We start from the raw sequence: 22286 nt of genomic DNA, 5'->3' as shown, positions 1-22286 counted from the left end.
GAATGAAGATCTGCATCGTCAACGATACCCGGCTTCCGACGAAGAAGTACGGAGGCACCGAGCGGCTCATCGCCTGGCTCATTATGGAGTATCTTAAGCTGGGGCATGCAGTTTTCCTCGTAGCTCCAAGCGGCACTGATGTTCCGGGGGTGCAGTGCATACCCGCAAATTCCCGTGAGGACGCGCTGCGCGCCATTCCGTCCGATGTTGATGTGGTTCATTTCAATTCCTGGCCACCAACTGATGATTTTGATAGGCCATGGCTGTACACTCTGCATGGTGTTGGGGTTGGGCACCAGTTACCAAGAAATACAGTTTGTATAAGCCGGAACCATGCCCGTCAGCATGGCCGGAAGGTATTTGTATACAACGGAGTCAACCCGGCAGAGTTCCATTTCCGCGACAGGAAGCAGGACTACCTGCTCTTTTTCTCGCTGATCCGGCGCAGGGCGAAGGGGGCCGAGCGTGCCATACGGCTTGCGCGGCGGTACGGCCACCGCACGGTGTTCGCCGGCGGGACGCGCCTCGATCTTCTCAAGGGGGGCGGGTTCCTCGAGAGCTTCCGTCCGGGGCTGAAGTTCGTCGGCAAGGTGGCCGGCGAAGAGAAGGCGGAGCTCTTCTCCAACGCACAGGCACTGCTCTTTCCCATCAGCTGGGAGGAGCCGTTCGGTCTCGTGCTCGTCGAGTCGTTGCTCTCCGGTACGCCGGTCGTCGCCACGCCGCGCGGGGCGGTGCCCGAGATCGTGACGCCCGAGGTGGGAGCGCTCTTCAGCACTGACGAGGAGTTCCCCGAGGCGCTCGAACGGGCGACGGCCTGCAGTCCCTCCGACTGCCGCGATTGGGCCATGGCCAACTTCTCCTCGGCGGTCTGTGCCCGCAACTACCTCACCCTTTACGAACGCCTGCTCAGCGGGGAGGACGTCTTTGGTTAAACATTCCCCTGAAAACATCCTCGTCGTCGTCCAGCGCTCCAACGGCGACGTCTTCCTCTCGGAGCCCCTGCTCAGGGGGCTCGCGCGGGCGTACGGCAACCCCCGTATCGACCTGCTCGTCAACGACGACACCCTCGCCATCGCCAAAACGCTGCCCCATGTCAGCGGGATCCACACCTACTCCTACCGAGAGCGTGCAGAGGGGAAGAAGGGACAGTCCATGGCGCTCTATAGGAAGCTTTTCCTGAAGTACGACCTCGCCATCAGCCTCACGGCGAGCGACCGCTCGGTGCTGTTCGCACGTGTGGCCGCCAGGAAGGCGATCAGCGCCGTCGAGCCCGATCCCGGGAAGTCCCGCTGGAAGCGGCTGCTGCTTTCAGGCCATTATCGCTTTGATACGGGCCGGCACATCCTCGAGAACAACACCGCAGCCCTGGGGCTTCTCGGCATCGACGGCGGACCGCTGGAGGTGCGGGCGCACCATACGGCCGCAGCCGGGAAGAGTGTGGAGCGGATGCTTGCGGAGCGGGGGATCGGGGAGTTCATCCTCTTCCATCCGGGGGCGCAGTACGAGTACAAGGTCTACCCCCAGGAGCACCGCAATAAGCTCCTCGCGATGCTCGACGGGCTCGGTGTTGCGATCGTGGTGACGGGCTCCAAGAGCGCCGTGGACATAGGGATCAAACGCTCGCTTCCGAAGCTCCGGAACCTCCATGATTTCATCGGCTGCACCAGCATGGACGAACTGATTGCGCTCAGTGCGCGCTCAATGGCGTATATTGGTGCTGATACATTGAACATGCATATCGCCGCAGCGCAGGACCGGCAGGTGTTCGCCATCTTCGGCCCTACGCTCCCTGCCACGTGGTCGCCCTGGTGCAACGGCCTGCACCGCGCAACCCGCGAAAGCATGCCGGTGCAGCGCTACGGTAACATCACCATGTTCCAGGCGGATATGGAGTGCGTGCCCTGCGGCAAGGCGGGCTGCGACGACCACCACGGCAGGAGCGACTGCCTGTACCATATCGAACCCGAAACCATTTTCCATGAGGTCGAAGCTTGGCTGAAAAGATCACGGTAACGGTCCTGACGAAGGACTCGGAAGCGACCCTCCGGGAGTGCCTTGAAGCCCTGCGGCGGTTCGACGAGGTGGTCGTGCTCGACAGCGGCTCCCGCGACCGCACGCTCGAGATCGCCCGCAGCTTTCCGAACGTGGTTGTTTATGAGCATCCGTTTCTCGGGTTCGGGCCGATGAAGAACCTCGCCGTGGAGAAGGCCTCGAACGACTGGATCCTCTCAATCGACAGCGACGAGGTGGTGAGCGACGAGCTTGCCGAAGAGATCCTCGGGATGCAGCTCGACGAGGCGTGCGTCTACGCAGTGGGGCGCGACAACCATTACCATGGCCGGCTCATCAACGGTTGCGGCTGGGACAACGACCGGGTGGAACGCCTCTTCAACCGGAACGGGGTGCGCTTCAACGACAAAATGATCCACGAGGGGCTCGAGATCGGTGATGGGGTGCGGGTCGTGATGCTTGGCGGACGCCTGAAGCACTACGCCTACGACAACGCCTCGCAACTGATCGCAAAACTGCAGCACTACTCGACGCTCTGGGCCGAGGAGCGGAAGGGGAAGAAGCGCGTCACGGCCCTGCAGGCGTTCCTCTATGCCGCGTTTTCCTTCTTCAAGTACTACGTCCTGAAGCGGGGGTGGCTGTACGGCTACGAGGGACTCCTGATATCGGTCTCGAACGCCAACGGGGTCTTCTACAAGTACATCAAGCTCTACGAAGCCAACCGCCGATGAAGTGCAGCCTCGTCATCACCACCTACAACTGGCCGGAGGCGCTCGAGCTTTCGCTCATGAGCGCGCTCCGTCAGACGGAGCCGCCCGACGAGGTGATCGTGGCCGACGACGGGAGCCGGCCCGATACCGCCGAACTGGTCGAGCGATACCGGCGCTCCGCTCCGGTGCCGGTGGTGCATGTGTGGCAGGAGGACCTCGGGTTCCGGGCTGCGGCGTCGAGGAATCGGGCGATCGCCGCTGCCTGCGGCGAGTATGTGGTGATCGTTGACGGGGACATGGTGCTCCATTGCGATTTCATCAGGGACCACAAGCGGCTTGCCCGCCGGAAAACCTTTATCCAGGGATCGCGGGTGATGGTTTCAGAAGAGGCCACCCGTGAACGGCTGCTTTCGAAGGATATCGGCATTTCTCCTTTCGGCAGGGGAATCGGCAACCGCAAGAGCGCCCTTCGCCTTCCTTGGCTTGCCGGAATGCTTGCCAGGACGACGGAGCACCTCCGTGGCATACGGAGCTGCAATATGTCGTTTTTCAGGGAGGACTGCATCCGCGTCAACGGCTTCAACGAGGATTTCACGGGATGGGGGCGCGAGGACAGCGAGTTCGCCGTGAGGATGTTGAACAGCGGAGTGCTCAGGCGCAACGTGCGCTTCAGCGCCATCGCCGCGCATCTGTGGCACAGGGAGAACGCACGGCAGTCCCTGCCGGAGAACGACCGCCTCCTGGAGGAGGCCATTACGGAGAAACGCGTCCGTTGTCCAAACGGCATCGACAAGTATCTGGAGAAGCAGCAGGCATGAAGATCAGCGCATTCACCTTCATCAGGAACGGGACCATCTTCGGTTTTCCCTTCGTGGAGTCGATCCGTTCGGTCCTGCCCATCGTCGACGAGTTCGTCGTGAACGTGGGCTATGGCGACGACGACACGCTCGAGCGGGTCCGCTCGATCGGGGACCGGAAGATCCGCATCATCGAGTCGCGCTGGAACGACAAGATGCAGTCGGGCGGATACGTCTACGGCCAGCAGAAGATGATCGCGCAGTTCAACACCTCCGGCGACTGGGCCTTCTATCTCGAGGGCGACGAGATCGTGCACGAGGACGAGCTGGAGAAGATCGTCGCCGCCTGCCGCCGCCACAAGGACGATGAGCGGGTGGAAGCCCTGACGTTCGACTACCACCATTTCTACGGCAACGCACAGAGCGTGCTCGACTCTCCCGGCTGGTACCGCCGGGAGGCGCGCATCATCAAGAACTCCGTGAAGAGCTGTGCGCCGGACGGCCTTTTCTGGCACGTGCTGGCGGATCGGGGGCGGGTGACCCGCTACCCCCGGGCCGCCCACAGCGGCGCGCACATCTACCACTACGGCTGGGTACGGAGCGAAGAGGAGATGAACCGCAAGTCGGAGAGTGTGCAGAAGTACTGGAGCAACAGCTACAAACGCATCGACTACGGCGAGATCGACCAGGAGATCATCAAGCCGTTCAGCGGTACCCATCCGGCGGTGATTAAGGAATGGCTGCCGAAGGAGGAGGGGTTGTTCAGGGCCAACCCCGGCCACGTATTGACGAAGCGGGAGAAGAAGCACCGGCTGATGCTGAAGGTAGAGCGGGCGCTAGGGCTCGAGCTCAGCAAGAAATACTTTATCGCCGTCAAATGAAGCGCCGCTCCGCCATCCTCCTGCCGAACTGGATCGGGGACCTCCTGCTCGCCCTCTCCGTCGTCGAGCGCCTCCCCTCGGAGCGCCGGGCGGAGACCACGCTCCTCGTGCCGAAGAAGATGGGCGGGCTCGTGGGACTGCTCTCCGAGTTGCCGCAGATCCCTTTCGACCGGGGTGATGAGGGTGAGCGGAAGCATTCGCTCGAGGCCGTGCGTGCAGGCGGGTTTTCCGCTATCTCCCTCCTGCCGTACTCATTCTCCTCCGCATGGTTCGCGTTCCGTGCCGGCATTCCGGCCCGCCGCGGGCTGGCGAAGGAGTTGCGGGGGTTCCTGTTGACGGAGCGCCTGCCGGGCGGGCTCCGGGACAAGTCGCAGCATATCACGAAAGAGTATTCCGAGATCCTCCGTGTGCTGTACCGCGAACCTGAAGCGTGGGGCGGGAAGACGGTGCCGCCCGACGAACGCTACCGCGGCACATTCGTCTACTGCCCAGGTGCCGCCTACGGACCGGCGAAGCGCTGGCCCCATTTTGCCGAGCTCGCCCTTCTGCAGAAGGACGGGCGGATCGTGGTGCTCGGCACCGCCGCCGATCGCGACGAGGCGCGTAGGATCGCCGCTGCGGCCCCCGGCCGGGCGGAAGACCTGACCGGCAAGACCTCCCTCGTGGAGGCGGCCTCAATCATGGCGGCCGCGAAAGCCGTGGTGTCGAACGATTCGGGGCTCATGCACCTTGCCGGGTTTATCGGTACGCCGCTCGTCGGTCTTTTCGGCTCGACGAGCCCCGTATGGACCCGGCCGCTCGGCCGGCGGAGCTTCATCATGCAGTCGGACGAGCCCTGTGCGCCATGTTTCGAGCGGACCTGCCGGTACGGGCATTATCGCTGCCAGGTGAACATTGCGCCGGAATCGGTGTATTCAGCGATTGCCGGCTGGTAGCTGTTCGAGCATTCGTCTGACCGCCTCAATCACTGTTTCATTTTCTATATCCATCACCTCCTGCGAGTGAGAGGTGAGCACCTCCTGATATGTGCTTAAGGGGGCGAAGGCCCGGCTGTCGTTCGGGTTGTGGCGGTAGAGCGCCACGACCGGTTTGTCGGAGCATGCCGCGACATGGACCAGCGAGGTATCGGGCGTGACGAGCAGCTTCAGCCGGTCGAGGATCTTCCATACCTCGTGGAGGTTCCTGGTCGGGGGTGTTGCAAGCACGTTCTCGTGGGGGGCTTCGATACGGCGTTTCTCCTCGAGGTCGCCGGGGGCCGAGAAGACGACGAAGCGTTCGTCGGGGAAGCTGCCGATGAGCTCCGACCACTGCTCGACCGTGCGGTGTCCGCCGGGGGTGCCGGCGCTGATGTTGATGCCCACGTACCGGTTCTGCGGGAGCTTCTCCAGGATCTCCCGCACCGCTTCGCCCACAGGCATTTCCGGGATGTAGGGTTTCGGGGGTTCGGGCACTGAGCCGTCGATGGTCCGGAGGAGTTCGAGGTTGCGCTGCGACTCGTGGGTGCCCTCCGGCAGCTCGAGCAGGGAGTCGAAGAGTGCTTCGTTGCCGTTGCCCCTGAATCCCACTTTGTATCGCGCCCTGATGAGGCGCGACTGCAGGAGGAAGCTGGTAGAGGGGTGGTCCTTCGAGTTGAAGAGCACGTCGTACTTTTTGGGGAGGAATTCGAAGAAATACCGGCCGAGTTCGCGCTTGGCGTGGTAGGCGGCCTCTACGTTCCTGTCGCTCTTGAAGAAATTGTAAACGATGCGGGTGAAGGCAACGACGTAGATCTTCGCTTCGGGGTGGCGTTTCTTCAGGGCGGCGATGAGGGGTGTGAGCATGATGACGTCGCCGAAGCACTCGCGGGCGAGGATGACGACGCTATTGAGAGGGCCTTTGAACGGTGCTGCAAGGGGGGGCATGGCGTGAGTTTTGACTTTATAACCCCAGTTCGCTGTGGGAGCCGATGCGAACCAGTTCGAGTGTGTGTTCGTCAGGTTTGCGGTAAATCAGCACGAGGTCGGGTTTGATGTGGCAGTCACGGCAATCTTTCCAGAGTCCGTTCAGGGGGTGGTCGACCAGGTTTCTTGGCAACGGCTGGTCTTCCAAAAGGAGGCTTAGTAAGGACCGAAGCAATCCCTCAAGCTTTTTACCATGTTTTCCGCTCAGCTCCCGCCTGTAATCCGATTTGAACTTGTTTGTGCGTTTAATCGTCCGCATTCAGTTCCTCGAAGAGTGCATCCACTGAGCCAACCGACACGGCTTTGCCCTCCCGGGCTTCCTTGATGGCCCGGATGGTTTCGTCGTTCGGGATGAGGGGGTTGAAGGGAAAGGCCTTTTCCGCCACTATTTTTTTCATCAGCAGCCGTATGGCTTCAGATGTGGTCAGTCCCATTGCCGCAAGTATTGCCGTGGCTTCTGTTTTGGTGGCCCGATCGATTCGTGCCCGTATGTCGGTATCCGCTACCATGGTGGTCCTCATTGGATGTCGTGTTCGTGACGGGGTTCTGTAGCTACAATGTAGCTCATTTTCTTAGAATCCAACGCCCTCTTCGCACTGATTGTTCCGTTCCTGGAGGCGGTTGGTTTAATTGCGGGTGAGGGTGACGACGCTCTTTGGCGTTCTGTTGAAGTCGTTGTGGCGTGTTGCTTCCGGCTATATGTGGTTGCGGTCCTGTCCTTACTGTGAGGGCCCACTTTTCCGGTAAACCGCCGTGAAGTTGGTGAACCCGCTCTTGTCCCCCTTCTGCGCCTTCAGGTGGTAGCGGATGAAGATCATGAGGCGCGACTCGCTGCTGCGCGCGGTGTAGATGTCCCCGCTCCAGATGCCGTACTGGCGGAGCGAGTCCGGAAGGTCCGCCGTTTTGACGAGCGCGAGAACCGGCGGCGACTGCCAGGGGACATTCGCGGCACTACCTTGGTAGATGACCTCCCTTTGCGCATAGAATGGCAAGTTGTAGAGTTTCGTGTTCACTGTCTGCAGGTGGATCGGAACCTCATCGGGGATGTGGAGCCGGCCGATCGCCCTGCCGAGCTGGTCGATCGGCCGGTGCGTCTCGATCTGCGGCATGATGCCCGTGCTGAAAATCAGCAGCGCGCTGAAGGTGCCGATGAACGGGGCGTAGGAGAGCGAGCGGGTGTAGGGGGCGAGCATCAGGGCGAGCGCTATGGCCGGTATGGCATAGAATGCCCATGGGAGGCTGAACACGTAGACCATGGCGGCGCCGAGGAGTATCCCTATGGCCGCCGGGAGGATGAACGCGGCATGCCAGAGGACGCCTGCCGCCCTGTTCGACGGGGCGGGAACACCGCTCATCCATGCGGCGGCGAGCAGGGCCATCGCCGGATGGGCCTGGATGAAGTAGGTCGGGATCTTGCCCTTCGAGGCGGTGAAGATGACGAGCATCACCGTGAACCAGGCCATGGGAAAGGCGATGTTCCTGAGCCGGAACGGCTGCAGGGCGGTGCCGATGAGCGCGTAGTAGAAGACCAGCGAGTAGGGGAAGAAGCTCCAGAGGATGACCTCGGGGTAGAAGAGGAGATCCTTCAGGAGGTCGGCGCGGTAGCTGAACGCCCGCTCCACGGTTTCGTTGCTGAGGACACTGAGGTACGCCTCGCCGTAGGTGAGGTACATCACGGCGACCCAGCTCATACCGATGGCCAGGGCGATCGCTGCGCCGGAGATCGGGCGGTGCCGCCATATGCGCCGGAGGATCTCCTTCCCGTGTAAACGGGAGTCGATGACGATGTAGCTAAGGATGATGCCGCCGATGACGATGAAGTAGGGGTACCCTTTGGTGAGGACCGTGAGGCCGAGCGCGGCGGCCGACGCCGTGCTGTACCAGCCGTTGCCGCTCTTCTCGCTCTTGAGGAAGAGCCAGAGCGTGAGGGTGAAGAAGAAGGCCAGCGGAATCTCCGGGGAGGCGTACTGCTTGCCGGCGATGAACTGGATGCCGATCGCCTGCATGGCCAGCGCGTAGAGGGCGGCCTTGTCGCCGTAGAGCATCCTGGCCATCGACCAGGTGAGGAGCACGGTCCAGAACGCCATCACGACAACGGGCAGGCGGAGGGCGAACTCGTTGAGGCCGAAGATGGAGGCCGAGCCGGCCATCAGCCAGTAGGTGAGCGGCGGCTTGACGAAGCGGGGTTCGCCGTTGTAGGTGATGTTGAGGAAGTCCCCCTTCTGCAGCATCACGCGGACCGCGTCCGCGTAGAAGCTCTCGTTTTCGGTCCAGATGTCGTTGATGTGGAAGTTCACCACGTAGAGCACGGCCGTGAAGACGAGGAGCAGGATGAACGTTCTCTTTGCGGAAGCGGAGCCTTGCATGTGCTGTCCTGGTTGAGGCGCCCTGATAACAGCGGGCGTGTTCGGGTAATGGCCGAATATACTAAGATTACCCCGTACTCCGCCCCTCTTCCCCGAGCAGCCGGTGCATGGCGCGGGCGACGGCTTCGACCCCGATGTCGCGGACGAGGTGGGTGTCGGAAGCGACGATGGTGCTTCGGCTGCTGAGCGGGGCGTAGCCGTTCATCGCCGTGCGGTCGCTGGGGAAAAAGGCGACGACGGGCGTGTCGTGGCATGCGGCGATGTGCACGAGCGAGGTGTCGGGGGTGACGAGCAGCTTCAGTTCCCGTAGCATTGCGGAGACCTCGCCGAGGCTCGCGGTCGGGGGCGAGGGGAGGACGTTCTCGAGTGCGGCTTCGAGCTTCGCCTTGTCCTGCAGCTGCTCTCCGGCGGCGAAGACGATGAAGTGCTCTTCGGGGAACTGCCGTATGAGCGCCTCCCAGTTCGGGGTGGTCCAGTATCGGGACGGGCCGCCGGCGCTCAGGTTGATGCCGATGCACCCCTGTCCGGAGATGCTTTCTGCAAATACTCTCACGGCTTCGCTCACAGGGTAGCGGGGCATCTCGGGGCGTATGGCGGCGTACTGCTTCCGGTCGAATCCGAGCGCTTCGAGGAGCCCTGCGTTCTGTTCGGTTACGTGGCTCGTTTTGTCGATTGCCGTAAGCCGGTCGAATATCCCCTCATGTAACGGATGGCTGTGCGAGACCTTGATGCGGGCCCTGAGGAGGGTGCTGAGCAGGAGGTTGCTCGTCGAGGGCAGATCCTTGGGGTTGAAGAGTACCGTGTAGCGGTGGGTGAGGAGGAACTTCAGCCAGGCCCCTATGCCGCTTTTCAGGCAGAAGGTGCCCGACACGTAGGGTGAGTGACGGAAGAACTCCTCCGTGCCCGTGCGCGAGGTGATGACATGCAGTTCGGCCTCCGGCAGCGCGGCCTTCAGCTGGCGGAGCAGTTTGGTGAGGAGGATGCTGTCGCCGTACCGGCCGGCCATGAGGATGGCGATGGAGCGGATGGGACCGTCGTAGTCGTGCTTGCGGAAGCGCGAGAGCGCCTGCAGGATCCTTGCTGCGGCTATCCTTTTGCCCTGGACGTGTGCGGTGCCGTGTTCGTCGCTGCTCTTCAAGATGGGGGCCGAGGGTTACGGGTACGGTTGGTGTTCCTTTTGTGCCTGCAATGTACGCTTTCTGTCTCTTTTTTGAGGTGTCCGCAGGGGGCAACCTTACCTCATACCGGCGGCGGAAATGTCCTGAACTTTCATTTTGTGAAAGTTTCCGGCATTTTCTCTGGTCACCACCCTGCCTGTTTTGACTTGACGCTTCGGTTTTTACATCTTGCGGGGCTATCCTGTGCATGGTCTGTGCCCCGATGCTTAAATCCATATTTCCTTTTCTTCGCATGATGGACCCTGTAGCCCTTCGCCGGCCTTCGTTCCTCTTCACCACCATCTTCCTCGTCGTCACTATGGTGCTCTACCCGCTCGCCGGGTCGCTGCTCTTCTCGCTTGCAGGCGGGAGCGCGGACGTCGTGGACGGCGGCGGCATCGGCGAAATGGTGGGGTCGCTGCGGCTCGTGCAGGCGCTCGGCCAGCTGCTTGTGCTGGCGCTCCCGGTGCTCGTGCTCTCCGCCCGGCACGCCGGAGGGGGGCTCTTTTCTGCCGGCAGCCTGCGCTTCCTCGGGGTGGGGAAGCGGGTAGAGATGCGTCTCGTCGGGTTCGGTGCCCTCGGGGTGTTCCTCCTCCAGCCGCTCGTCTACACGGTGGCCGGCCTGCAGAACCTTTACCTCTGGCCGGCGCTCGGCGATGCGGGGGCCGAGGTGGTGCGCCAGCAGGCCCTGATGGAGTCCTTCATCGCCGAGCTCGCCCGCATCGGCTCGCTCCCGGAGCTGCTTGCGGTGGTTGCGGTCCTGGCCGTCGTGCCGGCAGTGACCGAGGAGCTGCTCTTCAGGGGGTATGTGCAGTCGAACTATGCGGCCGCGATGCGCCCCTCGAGTGCGGTGCTGCTCACCGGTACCGTGTTCGCCTTTTTCCACATGAGTGCCGCCAATCTCCTTCCGCTGGCTTTGCTTGGCTGGTATATTGGCTATATTTACCTCAAAACCGGCAACCTCGCGGTACCGGTCGCCGTCCATTTCCTGAACAACCTCGCCGCACTCCTCCTGCTCGGCCTCGGTGGCCCGGAGGCCGGCCCTCCGCCCGAAGCGCTGCTCATGACCGGGTGGTGGTGGGTTGTGCTGCCGCTCTCGCTCGTGCTCTTCGCATTTGCGATGCGGCGCTTCTCCAAGGGTCCCTTCGGCCCAGTAACGACTGAACCGTATGGCTAAACTTCTTTCCGTAAACCTCCTCCAGCGGGTCCTCGTGGCCGCCGTCGGCATCCCGCTGCTCCTTTTCGTCATCATGGCGGGAGGCGGGTGGTTCTTCGGCTTTTTCCTGCTGCTCTCCCTGCTCGCCACCTTCGAGTTCCACCGCCTGGCCGCGCTGAAGGCCAGCCCTCCTGCGCTCCCGCTGATGCTCTTCCTGACGCTCCTCCTGCAGGGGGACCTCTATTTCCGGTTCGTCGAGCTCTGGGTGGTGCTGCTCGGCGCGGTGATGCTGCTCTTCCTCCTCGAGCTCTTCTCGCATGAGGGATCGCCCCTCCTCAACCTCGGCTCCGCCCTTGCCGGCCTCCTCTACGTAAACCTCTCCTTCGGCGCCCTCCTGCGCCTGCGCATGGAGCCGATGAACGGCTCCGGCGAGGCCTGGGTGCTGCTGATGTTCGTCAGCATCTGGGCGACCGACATCTCCGCCTACTTCGGCGGCAGCCTCGCCGGCGGGAAGGTGGTCGCGCGGAAGCTCTTCGAGCGCCACAGCCCCAACAAGACCTGGGAGGGGTTCTTCTTCGGGGTGGCGGGCAGCGTTGCGGCCGCCTGGGCGTTCTCGGCCCTGGTTCCGGAGGTGGGTACGGAGCGGGCGCTCCTGGCCGGCCTTCTCATCGGCCTCTTCAGCCCTGCCGGCGACCTCATTGAGTCCATGTTCAAGCGCGACGCCGGGGTGAAGGACTCCTCCTCGCTCATCCCCGGCCACGGGGGCGTGCTCGACCGGTTCGACACGGTGATGTTCGTCGCGCCGTTCCTCTACCTTCTTACCCGGTAACCATCCCCGAAGGCGCGGTGCTCCGCGCCTTCGGGCCTCAAGGTGCGTCCTCTCTTTTCCCGAGCCACCGCATCCGCCTCTTTCTGAGCATCCGTTCGCGTAGTGGCATGAAGTCGGCGTAGTCGACCTGGAAGCGGGTGAGCAGCGTCGCATAAAGAGAGTTCGAGCCGAGGAGTCTTCGCCCTTTGGTGAAGATCTGCTTGAGAATGGGAAGTCCTGCCGTGCGCATATCGACCAGGTCGATCGGGCGGCCGCTGAGCACGGCAAGGTCCCCGATCAGGCGCATTTTTTCGTCGGTCGTGAGGGGGCTTTCGCCGTGGACGGCAAGGTCGAGATCGCTTTCAAAGCGGGCGGTGCCGTTTGCCACCGATCCGAAGAGGATGGCAAGCGTAACCTTCGGGTGCTGTTCCAGCACCGTTCTGATCCCCTGCTCGATGTCGCTTTTCGGTTCCATGCTTTTTCTTTTTCGCGTTGTCCGTCAACGTGTAGTATACGAACTTGCTCGTTGGCTGAAGATTGTTTCCCGCTGTTTCGGCCTCTAACGGCAGACATGGACCACCTTGCATTCATACATAGGATACACCGCTCGGGTGGAGTCCGATGACGCCACCGCCATGTTTCACGGAGAGGTGCTCGGCATCAGGGACGTCGTGACCTTCCGGGGACGGAATGATGACGAACTCGCAGAGGCGTTCCGCTCATCGGTCGACGAGTACCTCGATTTCTGCCGGGAACGCGGCGAGCAGCCTGAAACGCCATCGTTCGGAAATCCCGGATTGCGTTGATGGGGTTTGCGCCTGCGGCTTGATTCTCCGTTTAGAGGTTCGTTCCTTATTGCGTATATTGGCGTTTCAAATTCAACGACGGAGCACCCTCATCCCCGCTCCGTTCCCGAGCTCCGGCAACCTGATCCCGTAAGAATGTCATAATGAAGATCGAGAGCCTTCTTTCCGAGAAATACATCGCCCTGAACCTCGAACTCGAGTCGAAGGAGCAGGTGATAGAGAACATGCTTTCGATCGTCTCGGAGCATTCGGGGGTGAAGGACGTCGATCGGCTCAGGGCGGACGTGCTGAAGCGGGAGCGGGAGATGTCGACCGGCATCGGCAAGAAGATCGCCCTTCCCCATGCCAAGACCGGCGCGGTGACGCACCCGGTGCTTGCCGTGGCGACCCTGAAGCAGGGCATCAACTTCGACGCCATCGACGGGGAGCCGGTGGAGATCATCTTCCTCCTGGCGACTCCGGAGGACATGCTCGCCGAGCACCTCAAGCTGCTCGGCCGCATCACCCGCCTTGCGGGCCGGGAGGACATCCGGGCGAGGATTCTGCACGCCGAGTCCTCCTCCGGGGTCCTCGAGCTCTTCAGGGAAGAGGAGAAGGACCTGCCGCAGATCTGAACGGGGGCAGTCAATCGCAACAGCCAAGTGCACTACAGGATCGTATAGGGGCTTATGTCGCAGTATCAGGCAGTCAAGGGAACGCGGGACATCTTTCCCGAAGAGGGCGCTCAGTGGAAGCACGTCGAGTCGGCGGTGCACCGCATGGCCTCCCTCTACGGCTTCAGCGAGGTCCGCACCCCCGTCTTCGAGTACACCGAGCTCTTCCAGCGCGGCATCGGCGCCACGACGGACATCGTCGGCAAGGAGATGTTCACCTTCCAGCCGGACCCGGCGGGCCGCTCGCTCACCCTGCGGCCCGAGATGACGGCCGGCGTCATGCGCGCCGCCCTGCAGCGCAACCTCCTCTCCCAGGCCCCCGTCCACAAGCTCTACTACATCAGCGAACTGTTCCGCAAGGAGCGCCCCCAGGCGGGACGGCAGCGGCAGTTCACCCAGTTCGGCGCCGAACTGCTCGGCGCCTCCTCACCGGCCGCCGTGGCCGAGGTCGTCACCTTCATGATGCAGGTCTTCGAGACCCTCGGTCTCTCGGGCCTGCGCCTGCGCATCAACACCCTCGGCGACCTGGAGGACCGCGCCCGCTACCGCGAGGCGCTGCGTGAGTACTTCCGGCCCTACGAGGCAGAGCTCGACGACTCCTCCAGGGAGCGACTCGAGAAGAACCCGCTCCGCATCCTCGACTCCAAGAACCCCGCCCTCAGGGAGATGATCGCCGGCGCGCCGCGCCTCTTCGACTACGTCAAGGCCGAGGGTGTCGAGGAGTTCGAGCGCGTGCTCCGCTTCCTCGACGACCGCGGCATCGGCTACGACGTCGACCACCTGCTCGTGCGCGGGCTCGACTACTACTGCCATACCGCCTTTGAGGTGACGAGCGAGGCGCTCGGAGCGCAGGACGCCATCGGCGGCGGGGGCCGCTACGACGGCCTCTCAAAGGAGCTCGGCGGGAAGGAGATGCCGGCCGTGGGATTTGCCGTCGGCATGGAGCGCCTCCTCATCGCCATGGAGAAGCAGGGGCTCTTCGCCACCCTCAATCCCCGCGGACCCATGGTCTACGTGGTGGTGCAGCAGTCTGAACTCGCCGACCACGGCATGGAGGTGGCCTTCCGGCTCCGCCGCTCCGGCATCAGCACCGAGATCGACCTTGCCGGACGCAGCATGAAGGCGCAGATGCGCGAGGCGAACCGCCTGCGCGCCGCCTACGCGCTCTTCATCGGCCAGTCCGAGTTCGAGACGGGCCGCTACGGCCTGAAGAACCTCGTGACCTCCGAGCAGACCACGCTCGAGATCGGCGCCATCATCGACATCCTCCGCGAGACCTCCGTCGAGGAGAGCCAGAGGGGATGAACCTCCCCGGTCCCCTCAGGCCCCGGTACCCTTCCTCTTCTGTTTTCCCTCAGCCCTGCGGCTTTGACGTTCACCGGGGGCGCCCCTACTCCTCCCTGCAGTATGACGAGGTGCTTCATATGACGGTTATGGGCGAGGGGGGGCTTGGGCGATTATAGCTTATGTGTTATAATTGCCCGAATGCATGGCATAGTGCAGATTGCCGGAAAACGGCTGAAGGAAGTAAAAGGATGAAGGAAACAGACGCATATACACCGATCGCTTTCGATCCCAGGGCCTATGGGGCGGAGAGGCGTGCCTCCGATCCTGCTTTCAGGGTTGCATACGATGCCCTTGAGGACGAATTCGCCGCTTTGGGGGTGCTCCTCGACGCCCGTCGGAGCGCCGGGATGACGCAGAGCGAGGTGGCCTCCCGCATGGGTGTCTCACAGCCCGTCGTCGCCCGCATCGAATCGAGTCTCGGCCGGCAGGACCACTCTCCGTCTCTGCATACCCTCCGCCGCTATGCCAGCGCCTGCGGCATGAAGCTGGTGATCAGCATGGTGCAGGAGACGCCGGTGGAGATGCGACCGGAATCATGAGGACGGGTCAGCCAGTCGTAACCATCTTCGGCAAGCCCGGCTGCTGCCTCTGCCGGGAGGCGCTGGAGGTGCTGCGGCGCGTGCACCGGCGCGTGCCCTTCCGGCTCGAAAAGGTCGACATCACGAGCGACCCCGACCTTATGGCCCGGTACCGCTACGACATCCCCGTCGTCCATGTCGACGGCCGCGAGGTGTTCCTGCAGGGCGTCGACGAGAAGCAGCTCCTGCGGCAGCTTGACCCGGCAGGCTGAAATCAGTCGTTACGGTCAGGAGCAGTGCGGCTTCCTGTGTCGTTCCCGCTCATTCTTCCAGCAACCACTCTTCGGCCGGCACGGCCCTGACCTTTCCTGAAAGCTCCTTTCCCTCCGGCGGCTCCATCGTGATCAGCAGCAGTTCGGCGCGGGGGTGTTCTTCTGCAGCTTTTCCGAGCGCGCACACCTCCCTTGCAAGAGTCTTTCTGTCGGCCGCGGTTGCACAGACCTGGATCAGCATCTCGTTCCCCTCCGGGTCCGTCGCATGGAAATCGACCTCGTACCCTTCGCCGGTCCTGACGTAGGCGACCTCATGTCCCCTTCTGCAGAGCTCCAGATAGACGCACGTTTCCAGGGCGTGGCCGGTGTTGGCCTTTCCGGAGCGGTCGAAGCAGTCGATCAGCCCCGTGTCGACGGGGTAGACTTTCCTTGGGTTGACCATCCTGCGGCGTTCGGAGGTGGTGCTTATCGGGACGGTGCTGAGGAGGGACGCGTCCTCGAGATAGCCGAGATAGTCGTAGACGCTCTCTCTTCCTGCCGTGATGCCCTGGGACTTCAGGTCGTTGTGGAAGCGGTTGATGCTGAAGGAGCCCGCCGGATTGGCGAGCAACCGGCGGACCAGCCAGCGCAGCGCCGTCGGGTTCGACACCTCGTAGCGTTCGATGACGTCGCGCAGCAGCGCCACGTCGACGTAGCTTTTCAGGAGCTCCATCCGGTCGCGCCCCCTCACCCCCAGGCTTTCGGGGAACCCTCCGTAGACGAGGTACTCTCCGAGTTCATGGCGGAGGGTGGAGCGTACGGCCTTGGTCCACCGTTCCGGCCTCTCCGTGGGTTCGAGATCGCGGTGGCGCAGGTACTCCCTGAAGCTGAACGGATAGACGGCCGCCTCGACCGCCCTGCCCCGCATGCTGGTGCCGACCTCACGCGAAAGCATCCGTGCCGACGAGCCGGAAAGGAAAACGGTGCACTGTTCGCTGTCGAGGATGCGCCGGACGAAGGTGTCCCAGCCGGGAACGACCTGGATTTCGTCGAAACAGAACAGGGCTTTCGTCCGGTCGCGGAGCCCGGGGTGCAGCCGGTAGTACTCCTCTATGACCAGATGCAGATCCCCCGAGCGCATCCCGCCGAGCCGCTCGTCCTCGAAGCTGAAGTAGAGCATCTCTTCGCGTCGCATTCCCTCTTGTTCATGCTCCTGCATGATCTGCTGGAGCAGGGTCGTCTTGCCGGCCCGGCGCATGCCGATGACCGCAACGGCTTTGCCCGGTATGGCCGGTATGCGGGTGTCCCTCCGGGTGAAGACGGGAAAGGGCCTGGCCTGCGAGTCGACGATCTTCTGTCGTATGGTGGCGCTGAATTGTTCTTCCAAGGCGACAACTTTTGCTTGAATTCGTACTTTTAAAAAGTATAAATCTTTTCCGCTCCGTTTCCAAGCATGGGGGTGGGCGTCACCGGGGAAATGGTGCCGGAGGGATTTTTTTTATGGCTCCGGCTGTTGTATAGTTGTACATGCTGAAATTCTTCCTTTTCCTCATCGTCCTCTGGCTCATGGGCCGGCTCATCATGCGGGTGCTGCGGAGCACCGTGATCTCGTTCTTCCGGGGCGCGGCCGAGGGGCGCGTGCAGCCCGGCGGGAGACGCCCTGTTGATCCTCCGGCGCAGGCCGAGGAGGCCGAGTACGAGGTGGTGGAGAGCCGGCTTCGCGACGAAGAGTGAGGCGGCTTGAATCATTTTGACGGTTGTATGCTTTTTTCGTACATTAGCGTGCAGTGTTCGAGAGGGGTCCGGGAATTTTTCTTATGCGAAGTGGGGATCCCCCACTTTTTTGTTTTCCCCCGGTTCCTGTCCGGACGAAAAACTTAGTTGAAAGCAGCCATGCAGTCTCCGATAGAGAGCCGTATAGAGACGATAGTCCTCGAGGTGCTGGACGGCGCCCTCGGCACGAAGGGCGAGGGGGTCTACCCTGTCGCCGTGAGGGTGAAGGGTTCGGCCGTCCACCGCAAGATCGAGGTGGTGGTGGACTCCGACGAAGGGGTCCGCATCGACCAGTGCTCCTTCTTCGCCCGCCGCATCCGCGAGCGGCTCGAGGAGGACGAGGAGCTCGCGGGGACGATGGGCGAGGACTTCGACCTCATCGTAGGATCCCCCGGGCTCGGCGAGCCGCTCGTGCTGCCGCGCCAGTACGGCCGCCACAAGGGCCGCCTGCTGAGGGTCCGCTACCGCGACCCCGAGGGCCTGGCGCACGAGTTCACCGGCCGCTTGCTGGAGGTGTCGCTCGAAGAGAACGGCGGCACGATTACGCTCGAGCCGCTTCCCGAGAAGAAGAAGGGGAAGCAGGAGGCGGCGGAGAAGGTTACGCTGGAGCTCGCCTCGGTGCTTGAGGCAGCTGCGGAACCCGAAATTTGAGTTTGTCTTTTTTTCTAAATGCACACAATCATTGAATGAGATGGCCAGAAAGCAGGTAAAAGCTGAAGGAGTCGACAGGAAGGCGCAGATCGCAAGCGCGTTCGGTGAAATCGAGCAGTCCAAGATCTTCCTCGACAAGCGCACCGAGAGCGCCGCGGTGAAGATGGACATCGCCGACCTCCTCAAGGATATCATCCAGAAGCAGCTCCGCAAGGACTACGACCCGGAGGTCGAGGCCAACATCTTCATCAACCCCGAGAGAGGGGATTTCGAGGTCTACATCCTCAAGAAGATCGTCGAGGAGGTCGACATCGCCCCGATCGAGATCAGCCTCGAGGAGGTCCGCAAGATCGACGAGTCGCTCGAAGTCGGGGACTACTATGAAGAGGGTCCCATCAAGCTCGATGACTACCTGTCGCGCAAGTCCATCCAGATCATCAAGCAGTCGGTGCAGAAGAAGGTGCGCGACCTCGAGCGCATGGTTGTGTACGAAGAGTGCCTCGAGAAGGTCGGCGAGGTCGTCGCCGCCGAGGTCTACCAGGTCCGTTCCAACGAGGTGATCTTTACCTACAACACGACGAAGGACCACCGCGTGGAGCTGGTGCTTCCGAAGTCGGAGATGATGAAGAAAGACAACCCGCGCCGTACCCCGCGCATGAAGCTCTATGTGAAGAACATCGAGCGCGAGCGCCAGAAGATCCGCCTCGACGACGGCACGGTCGAGGAGAAGGAGAAGGCTGACGGCGGCATGAAGGTCATCGTCTCCCGCGTCGACGACCGGTTCCTCTACAAGCTCTTCGAACAGGAGGTTCCCGAGATCCTCGACGGGCTCATCGTCATCAAGGGCATCGCCCGCGTGCCGGGCGAACGCGCCAAGGTCGCCGTCGAATCGACGAGTGCGCGCATCGATCCCGTCGGCGCCACCGTCGGCTACCGCGGCAAGCGCATCCAGAGCATCGTAAAAGAGCTCAACAACGAGAACATCGACGTCATCTACTACAGCGACGAGCCGCAGGTCTACATCTCGCGCGCCCTGCAGCCGGCCAAGATCGACCCCCTGACGGTCCACGCCGACATGAAGACCCGCAAGGCCCGCGTCATGCTCAAGCCCGACCAGATCAAGTACGCCATCGGCAAGAACGGCAACAACATCCATCTGGCCGAGAAGCTCACCGGCTATGAAATCGACGTCTACCGCGACGTCATCGACCGCTCGATGGAGGATCCGACCGACATCGACATCATCGAGTTCCGCGAGGAGTTCGGCGACGACATGATCTACCAGCTGCTCGACGCCGGGCTCGATACCGCCAAAAAGGCCCTCAAGGCCGGTGTGGAGGAGATCGAGCAGGCCCTGCTCGGTCCCCAGCGTCCCGATGAGGTCACCGTGTTCGGCAAGAGCATGCGCGGCCCCTCGAGGCCCCGCGAGCGCCGCATCTCCGAGGACGAGAAGCGCTACTGGCACAAGATCGCCGACACCATCTACCGCACCGTGAAGGAGCAGTTCTCCGACGAGGACCTCGAAGAGCTCTTCCGTGAGCCGGAGCCGATGTTCTTCGAGGCGGACCGTGTCGCCATACAGATCGAGGGGGAGAGCGCCGGGGCTGAGGACGCTCCGGCCGGTGAGGCTCCCGAAGGCGCGGCCGACGCCGCAGAGCCGGCCTCCGAAGAGGAGTGAGGGCGCAGCGCCGGAAGGTGGATAACGAGTAAAGAGTTTTTTAATCCAGAGGAGGATGTATATGGCCGTTGAGGACATGGACAAGAAATACCGGATCAGTGACATAGCAAGAGAGCTCCAGGTGAGCCCTCAGGAGGTCCTGCGCTTCGTCAAGGGGGAGGGGGCCAAGGTCGCCTCGACCTCCTCGATGGTCGACGGGGAGATCCGCGCCCTGATCTTCAGCGAGTTCAGCGACGAGAAGAAGATGGTCGAGGAGACCCAGAAGATCCGCGCCGAGAAGCAGCAGCGTCTCACGCGCCTCGAAGAGCAGTCCCGTCGCGCCGTCGAGAAGGAGCAGATGCTCCGCGAGACCCTCACGCCCGGACCCGTCGCGCCGCCTCCTCCTCCGGTCGCCGAGCCTCCCGTCCGCCCCGTGACTCCTCCCGTGGTGCCCCCCGTGGCCCCGCAGGCTGAGGCCGCAGAGACTCCGGCTCCCGCTCCGGCCGCTCCCGAAGCCCCCTCCGCAGAGCCTGAAGCCGCACCCGCGGCCGAGGCCCCTTCGGAGGTCCCCGCTCCCGAGGCTCCTCCGGCTCCGGTCGAGGCGGCTCCCAACGACCAGATCGTCTCCTACGACGCGCCGAAGAACATCGGCGGGCTGACCGTGCTCGGCACGCTCGAGATCGAGAGCGAGGCCGACCGCAAGCGGAAGGGCAAGAAGAAGAACTTCCGCGAGCAGGCCGTCGAACTCCGCGACGAGTTCGACACCTCCGGCTCCACCGAGGTCGGCGAGGACGGCAAGCCCAAGAAGAAGCCCGCCGGAGGGGTCGTCTCGGAAGGGTTCGGCATGGGCAAGAAGAAGGGCAAGAAGAAGAAGCCGGCCGTCGACGAAAAAGTCATCTCGGCCAACATCCGCGCCACCGTCAGCGGCATGGACGACAGCTCCGGCTCCGGTTCGCGTTCGAAGTTCCGCAAGCAGCGCAAGATGGAGCGCGAGCGCGAACAGGAGGAGGCGGACATGGAGCGCGAGCTCGCACAGCAGATCATGCGCGTCACCGAGTACGCCTCTCCCCATGAGCTCGCCGAGCTGATGGGCGTGACCGCCAGGGACATCATCCAGAAGTGCTTCACTCTCGGCAAGTTCGTCACCATCAACCAGCGTCTCGACAGGGAGTCGATCGAGCTGATCGCCCTCGAGTTCGGCTTCGAGGCCGAGTTCATCTCCGAGGTCGAGGCGACCGCCGTCGAAGAGGCGGTCGACCGCGAGGAGGACCTCGCCACCCGTCCCCCGGTGGTGACCATCATGGGCCACGTCGACCACGGCAAGACCTCGCTGCTCGACTACATCCGCAACAGCAACGTGGTGGCCGGCGAGTCCGGCGGCATCACGCAGCACGTGGCGGCCTACGAGGTGACGGCTGCCAACGGCCGCAAGGTCACCTTCCTCGACACCCCGGGTCACGAGGCCTTCACCGCCATGCGCGCCCGCGGTGCCCAGGTGACCGATATCGTCATCCTCGTCGTCGCGGCCGACGACAGCGTCATGCCGCAGACCATCGAGGCGATCAACCACGCCAAGGCGGCAGGGGTGCCGATGGTGGTGGCCATCAACAAGATGGACAAGCCGGAGGCCAACCCCGAGAAGATCAAGACCCAGCTCTCCGAGGCCGGCGTACTGGTCGAGGAGTGGGGCGGCGAGAGCCAGTGCCAGGAGATCTCGGCCAAGAAGGGTCTCGGCATCGAGGAGCTGCTCGACAAGGTGCTGACCGAAGCGGACGTCCGCGAGCTCAAGGGCAACTATTCGAAAGAGGTTCCCGCCAGCGGCGTCATCGTGGAGAGCGAGCTCGACAAGGGCAAGGGCGTCATCTCGACCGTGCTCGTGCAGCGCGGCTTCCTCAAGGTCGGCGACCCGTTCGTTGCCGGCAACATCATGGGCAAGGTCCGTGCGCTGATGGACGAGCGCGGCAAGCGCATCCAGGCGGCCGGCCCGTCGCAGCCCGTCAGCGTGCTCGGTTTCGAGGACCTTCCGCAGGCCGGCGACGTCCTCACCGTCATGGAGGGTGACCGCGAGGCGCGCGACCTGGCCCAGAAGCGCCAGATCATCCGCCGCGAGCACGAGTTCCGCCGCAGCACCCGCGTCAAGCTCGACAGCATCGCCCGCCAGATCAAGGAGGGCCTCATGAAGGAGCTCAGCGTCATCATCAAGGCCGATACGGACGGCTCGATCCAGGCACTCGCCGACGGTCTCATGAAGATCCAGAACGACGAGGTGAAGGTGCAGATCATCCACCAGGGCGTGGGCCAGATCACCGAGACCGACGTGCTGCTGGCAGCGGCTTCCGATGCCATCATCATCGGCTTCCGCGTCCGGCCGAACGTCAACGCCAAGAAACTCGCCGAGAAGGAGGACCTCGACGTCCGCTTCTACAGCGTCATCTACCACGTGCTCGAGGACGTCGAGAAGGCGCTCGAGGGCATGCTCTCGCCGGAGCTGCACGAGGAGAGCCTCGGCTCGCTCGAGATCCGCCAGGTCTTCAGGGTGCCGAAGGTCGGCAACGTCGGCGGCTGCTACGTGCTCGAGGGCAAGATCCTGCGCGACGCCAAGGTCCGCCTCCTGCGCGACGGCGTGCAGATCTACGACGGCCAGCTCGACACCCTGCGCCGCTTCAAGGACGACGTCAAGGAGGTCGATGCCGGCTACGAGTGCGGCGTGGGCCTGAAGAACTACGACGATATCAAGGTCGGCGACGTGGTCGAGGCCTACCGCATCGTCGAGAAGAAACGCAAACTCTGATTCCCTGCCAGCCG

General features: G+C 62.9%; 24 protein-coding genes. 17 read left to right on the top strand and 7 right to left on the bottom strand.

The window, feature by feature from the left end; translation table 11 throughout:
* Positions 1–2 precede the first annotated feature (2 nt).
* From E0L29_RS03320 to waaF, 6 genes are read left to right on the top strand one after another with little or no spacing between them, the layout of a single operon-like run.
* Positions 3–932 (top strand): glycosyltransferase, encoded by a 930-nt coding sequence (locus E0L29_RS03320; RefSeq protein ID WP_131354596.1) that lies wholly within the window; start codon positions 3–5, stop codon positions 930–932.
* Positions 925–2013, top strand: a complete 1089-nt coding sequence (locus E0L29_RS03315) for a glycosyltransferase family 9 protein (protein ID WP_131354593.1) — start codon at positions 925–927, stop codon at positions 2011–2013. Before E0L29_RS03320 ends, E0L29_RS03315 begins: the two co-directional genes overlap by 8 nt.
* Complete coding sequence (locus E0L29_RS03310) at positions 1992–2741, top strand: glycosyltransferase family 2 protein (protein ID WP_131354590.1); 750 nt, start codon at positions 1992–1994, stop codon at positions 2739–2741. The genes E0L29_RS03315 and E0L29_RS03310 overlap by 22 nt, the downstream gene beginning before the upstream one ends.
* Positions 2738–3538: a glycosyltransferase family 2 protein gene (locus E0L29_RS03305; protein WP_131354587.1), complete on the top strand. Its 801-nt coding sequence runs from the start codon at positions 2738–2740 to the stop codon at positions 3536–3538. Before E0L29_RS03310 ends, E0L29_RS03305 begins: the two co-directional genes overlap by 4 nt.
* Positions 3535–4398, top strand: coding sequence for a glycosyltransferase (locus E0L29_RS03300; RefSeq protein ID WP_131354584.1), 864 nt, complete (start codon positions 3535–3537; stop codon positions 4396–4398). Before E0L29_RS03305 ends, E0L29_RS03300 begins: the two co-directional genes overlap by 4 nt.
* Entirely contained in the window at positions 4395–5333 is a 939-nt protein-coding gene (gene waaF / locus E0L29_RS03295) for a lipopolysaccharide heptosyltransferase II (protein WP_131354581.1), read from the top strand. The genes E0L29_RS03300 and waaF overlap by 4 nt, the downstream gene beginning before the upstream one ends.
* Here the strand turns inward: waaF and E0L29_RS03290 are convergent.
* From E0L29_RS03290 to E0L29_RS03270, 5 genes are all read right to left on the bottom strand, one after another.
* Entirely contained in the window at positions 5313–6299 is a 987-nt protein-coding gene (locus E0L29_RS03290; protein WP_131354578.1) for a glycosyltransferase family 9 protein, read from the bottom strand. The genes waaF and E0L29_RS03290 overlap by 21 nt on opposite strands.
* Positions 6300–6315: 16 nt before the next feature.
* Positions 6316–6597 carry a type II toxin-antitoxin system YafQ family toxin gene (locus E0L29_RS03285; protein ID WP_131354575.1) on the bottom strand — a complete coding sequence of 94 codons (282 nt, stop codon included), beginning with the start codon at positions 6595–6597 and terminating at the stop codon, positions 6316–6318.
* Positions 6584–6847, bottom strand: a complete 264-nt coding sequence (locus E0L29_RS03280) for a type II toxin-antitoxin system RelB/DinJ family antitoxin (protein WP_131354729.1) — start codon at positions 6845–6847, stop codon at positions 6584–6586. Before E0L29_RS03280 ends, E0L29_RS03285 begins: the two co-directional genes overlap by 14 nt.
* 210 nt (positions 6848–7057) lie before the next feature.
* Positions 7058–8704, bottom strand: coding sequence for a glycosyltransferase family 39 protein (locus E0L29_RS03275; protein WP_131354572.1), 1647 nt, complete (start codon positions 8702–8704; stop codon positions 7058–7060).
* 67 nt (positions 8705–8771) lie between these two features.
* Positions 8772–9842, bottom strand: coding sequence for a glycosyltransferase family 9 protein (locus tag E0L29_RS03270; protein ID WP_131354569.1), 1071 nt, complete (start codon positions 9840–9842; stop codon positions 8772–8774).
* Between the two features lie 272 nt (positions 9843–10114).
* Here E0L29_RS03270 and E0L29_RS03265 point away from each other — a divergent pair, with 272 nt between their 5' ends.
* Together E0L29_RS03265 and E0L29_RS03260 are read left to right on the top strand one after the other, a co-directional pair.
* A complete protein-coding gene (locus E0L29_RS03265; protein ID WP_131354566.1) occupies positions 10115–11038 on the top strand; it encodes a CPBP family intramembrane glutamic endopeptidase in 924 nt (307 codons plus the stop codon).
* Entirely contained in the window at positions 11031–11846 is an 816-nt protein-coding gene (locus tag E0L29_RS03260; RefSeq protein ID WP_131354563.1) for a phosphatidate cytidylyltransferase, read from the top strand. Before E0L29_RS03265 ends, E0L29_RS03260 begins: the two co-directional genes overlap by 8 nt.
* 37 nt (positions 11847–11883) lie before the next feature.
* Here the strand turns inward: E0L29_RS03260 and E0L29_RS03255 are convergent, their stop codons facing one another.
* On the bottom strand, positions 11884–12300 hold the full coding sequence (locus E0L29_RS03255; RefSeq protein ID WP_131354560.1) for a nucleotidyltransferase domain-containing protein: 417 nt from the start codon (positions 12298–12300) through the stop codon (positions 11884–11886).
* A gap of 160 nt (positions 12301–12460) precedes the next feature.
* Between E0L29_RS03255 and E0L29_RS11495 the strand changes: the two genes are divergently transcribed.
* The 5 genes from E0L29_RS11495 to E0L29_RS03235 all read left to right on the top strand — a co-directional run bounded on the left by E0L29_RS11495 (position 12461) and on the right by E0L29_RS03235 (position 15421).
* On the top strand, positions 12461–12631 hold the full coding sequence (locus E0L29_RS11495) for a hypothetical protein (protein WP_165498804.1): 171 nt from the start codon (positions 12461–12463) through the stop codon (positions 12629–12631).
* A gap of 143 nt (positions 12632–12774) precedes the next feature.
* Complete coding sequence (locus E0L29_RS03250) at positions 12775–13245, top strand: PTS sugar transporter subunit IIA (RefSeq protein ID WP_131354557.1); 471 nt, start codon at positions 12775–12777, stop codon at positions 13243–13245.
* A 54-nt stretch (positions 13246–13299) separates the two neighbouring features.
* A complete protein-coding gene (gene hisS / locus E0L29_RS03245; RefSeq protein ID WP_131354554.1) occupies positions 13300–14589 on the top strand; it encodes a histidine--tRNA ligase in 1290 nt (429 codons plus the stop codon).
* A 230-nt stretch (positions 14590–14819) separates the two neighbouring features.
* Complete coding sequence (locus E0L29_RS03240; RefSeq protein WP_131354551.1) at positions 14820–15170, top strand: helix-turn-helix transcriptional regulator; 351 nt, start codon at positions 14820–14822, stop codon at positions 15168–15170.
* Complete coding sequence (locus E0L29_RS03235) at positions 15167–15421, top strand: glutaredoxin family protein (RefSeq protein ID WP_131354548.1); 255 nt, start codon at positions 15167–15169, stop codon at positions 15419–15421. The genes E0L29_RS03240 and E0L29_RS03235 overlap by 4 nt, the downstream gene beginning before the upstream one ends.
* 49 nt (positions 15422–15470) lie before the next feature.
* On the opposite strand, the gene E0L29_RS03230 is transcribed toward E0L29_RS03235, so the two are convergent.
* The gene (locus tag E0L29_RS03230) at positions 15471–16787 is read right to left on the bottom strand and encodes an ATP-binding protein (protein ID WP_242664254.1); all 1317 of its coding nucleotides are present in this window, start codon (positions 16785–16787) and stop codon (positions 15471–15473) included.
* 140 nt (positions 16788–16927) lie between these two features.
* Here E0L29_RS03230 and E0L29_RS03225 point away from each other — a divergent pair, with 140 nt between their 5' ends.
* From E0L29_RS03225 to infB, 4 genes are all read left to right on the top strand, one after another.
* The gene (locus tag E0L29_RS03225) at positions 16928–17134 is read left to right on the top strand and encodes a hypothetical protein (RefSeq protein ID WP_131354542.1); all 207 of its coding nucleotides are present in this window, start codon (positions 16928–16930) and stop codon (positions 17132–17134) included.
* Between the two features lie 159 nt (positions 17135–17293).
* A complete protein-coding gene (gene rimP / locus E0L29_RS03220; RefSeq protein WP_131354539.1) occupies positions 17294–17824 on the top strand; it encodes a ribosome maturation factor RimP in 531 nt (176 codons plus the stop codon).
* 40 nt (positions 17825–17864) lie between these two features.
* A complete protein-coding gene (gene nusA / locus E0L29_RS03215; RefSeq protein WP_242664253.1) occupies positions 17865–19502 on the top strand; it encodes a transcription termination factor NusA in 1638 nt (545 codons plus the stop codon).
* 61 nt (positions 19503–19563) lie between these two features.
* Positions 19564–22272 (top strand): translation initiation factor IF-2, encoded by a 2709-nt coding sequence (gene infB, locus E0L29_RS03210; RefSeq protein WP_131354536.1) that lies wholly within the window; start codon positions 19564–19566, stop codon positions 22270–22272.
* The last annotated feature ends 14 nt before the right edge of the window (positions 22273–22286 follow it).

The sequence above is a fragment of the Chlorobium sp. N1 genome (assembly GCF_004332115.1).
In the GTDB taxonomy this organism is placed as follows: domain Bacteria; phylum Bacteroidota; class Chlorobiia; order Chlorobiales; family Chlorobiaceae; genus Chlorobium.
This window is presented reverse-complemented; position numbering and strand designations above follow the sequence as displayed.

What these genes read in the sequence shown, in the direction of transcription:
- infB (WP_131354536.1), top strand. Translation starts at nt 19,564, where the DNA reads ATGGCCGTTGAGGACATGGACAAGAAATACCGGATCAGTGACATAGCA.
- E0L29_RS03290 (WP_131354578.1), bottom strand. Translation starts at nt 6,299, where the DNA reads ATGCCCCCCCTTGCAGCACCGTTCAAAGGCCCTCTCAATAGCGTCGTC.
- E0L29_RS11495 (WP_165498804.1), top strand. Translation starts at nt 12,461, where the DNA reads ATGTTTCACGGAGAGGTGCTCGGCATCAGGGACGTCGTGACCTTCCGG.
- E0L29_RS03320 (WP_131354596.1), top strand. Translation starts at nt 3, where the DNA reads ATGAAGATCTGCATCGTCAACGATACCCGGCTTCCGACGAAGAAGTAC.
- E0L29_RS03235 (WP_131354548.1), top strand. Translation starts at nt 15,167, where the DNA reads ATGAGGACGGGTCAGCCAGTCGTAACCATCTTCGGCAAGCCCGGCTGC.
- E0L29_RS03240 (WP_131354551.1), top strand. Translation starts at nt 14,820, where the DNA reads ATGAAGGAAACAGACGCATATACACCGATCGCTTTCGATCCCAGGGCC.
- E0L29_RS03285 (WP_131354575.1), bottom strand. Translation starts at nt 6,597, where the DNA reads ATGCGGACGATTAAACGCACAAACAAGTTCAAATCGGATTACAGGCGG.
- waaF (WP_131354581.1), top strand. Translation starts at nt 4,395, where the DNA reads ATGAAGCGCCGCTCCGCCATCCTCCTGCCGAACTGGATCGGGGACCTC.
- hisS (WP_131354554.1), top strand. Translation starts at nt 13,300, where the DNA reads ATGTCGCAGTATCAGGCAGTCAAGGGAACGCGGGACATCTTTCCCGAA.
- E0L29_RS03275 (WP_131354572.1), bottom strand. Translation starts at nt 8,704, where the DNA reads ATGCAAGGCTCCGCTTCCGCAAAGAGAACGTTCATCCTGCTCCTCGTC.
- E0L29_RS03280 (WP_131354729.1), bottom strand. Translation starts at nt 6,847, where the DNA reads ATGGTAGCGGATACCGACATACGGGCACGAATCGATCGGGCCACCAAA.
- nusA (WP_242664253.1), top strand. Translation starts at nt 17,865, where the DNA reads ATGGCCAGAAAGCAGGTAAAAGCTGAAGGAGTCGACAGGAAGGCGCAG.
- E0L29_RS03260 (WP_131354563.1), top strand. Translation starts at nt 11,031, where the DNA reads ATGGCTAAACTTCTTTCCGTAAACCTCCTCCAGCGGGTCCTCGTGGCC.
- rimP (WP_131354539.1), top strand. Translation starts at nt 17,294, where the DNA reads ATGCAGTCTCCGATAGAGAGCCGTATAGAGACGATAGTCCTCGAGGTG.
- E0L29_RS03250 (WP_131354557.1), top strand. Translation starts at nt 12,775, where the DNA reads ATGAAGATCGAGAGCCTTCTTTCCGAGAAATACATCGCCCTGAACCTC.
- E0L29_RS03305 (WP_131354587.1), top strand. Translation starts at nt 2,738, where the DNA reads ATGAAGTGCAGCCTCGTCATCACCACCTACAACTGGCCGGAGGCGCTC.
- E0L29_RS03225 (WP_131354542.1), top strand. Translation starts at nt 16,928, where the DNA reads ATGCTGAAATTCTTCCTTTTCCTCATCGTCCTCTGGCTCATGGGCCGG.
- E0L29_RS03265 (WP_131354566.1), top strand. Translation starts at nt 10,115, where the DNA reads ATGATGGACCCTGTAGCCCTTCGCCGGCCTTCGTTCCTCTTCACCACC.
- E0L29_RS03300 (WP_131354584.1), top strand. Translation starts at nt 3,535, where the DNA reads ATGAAGATCAGCGCATTCACCTTCATCAGGAACGGGACCATCTTCGGT.
- E0L29_RS03255 (WP_131354560.1), bottom strand. Translation starts at nt 12,300, where the DNA reads ATGGAACCGAAAAGCGACATCGAGCAGGGGATCAGAACGGTGCTGGAA.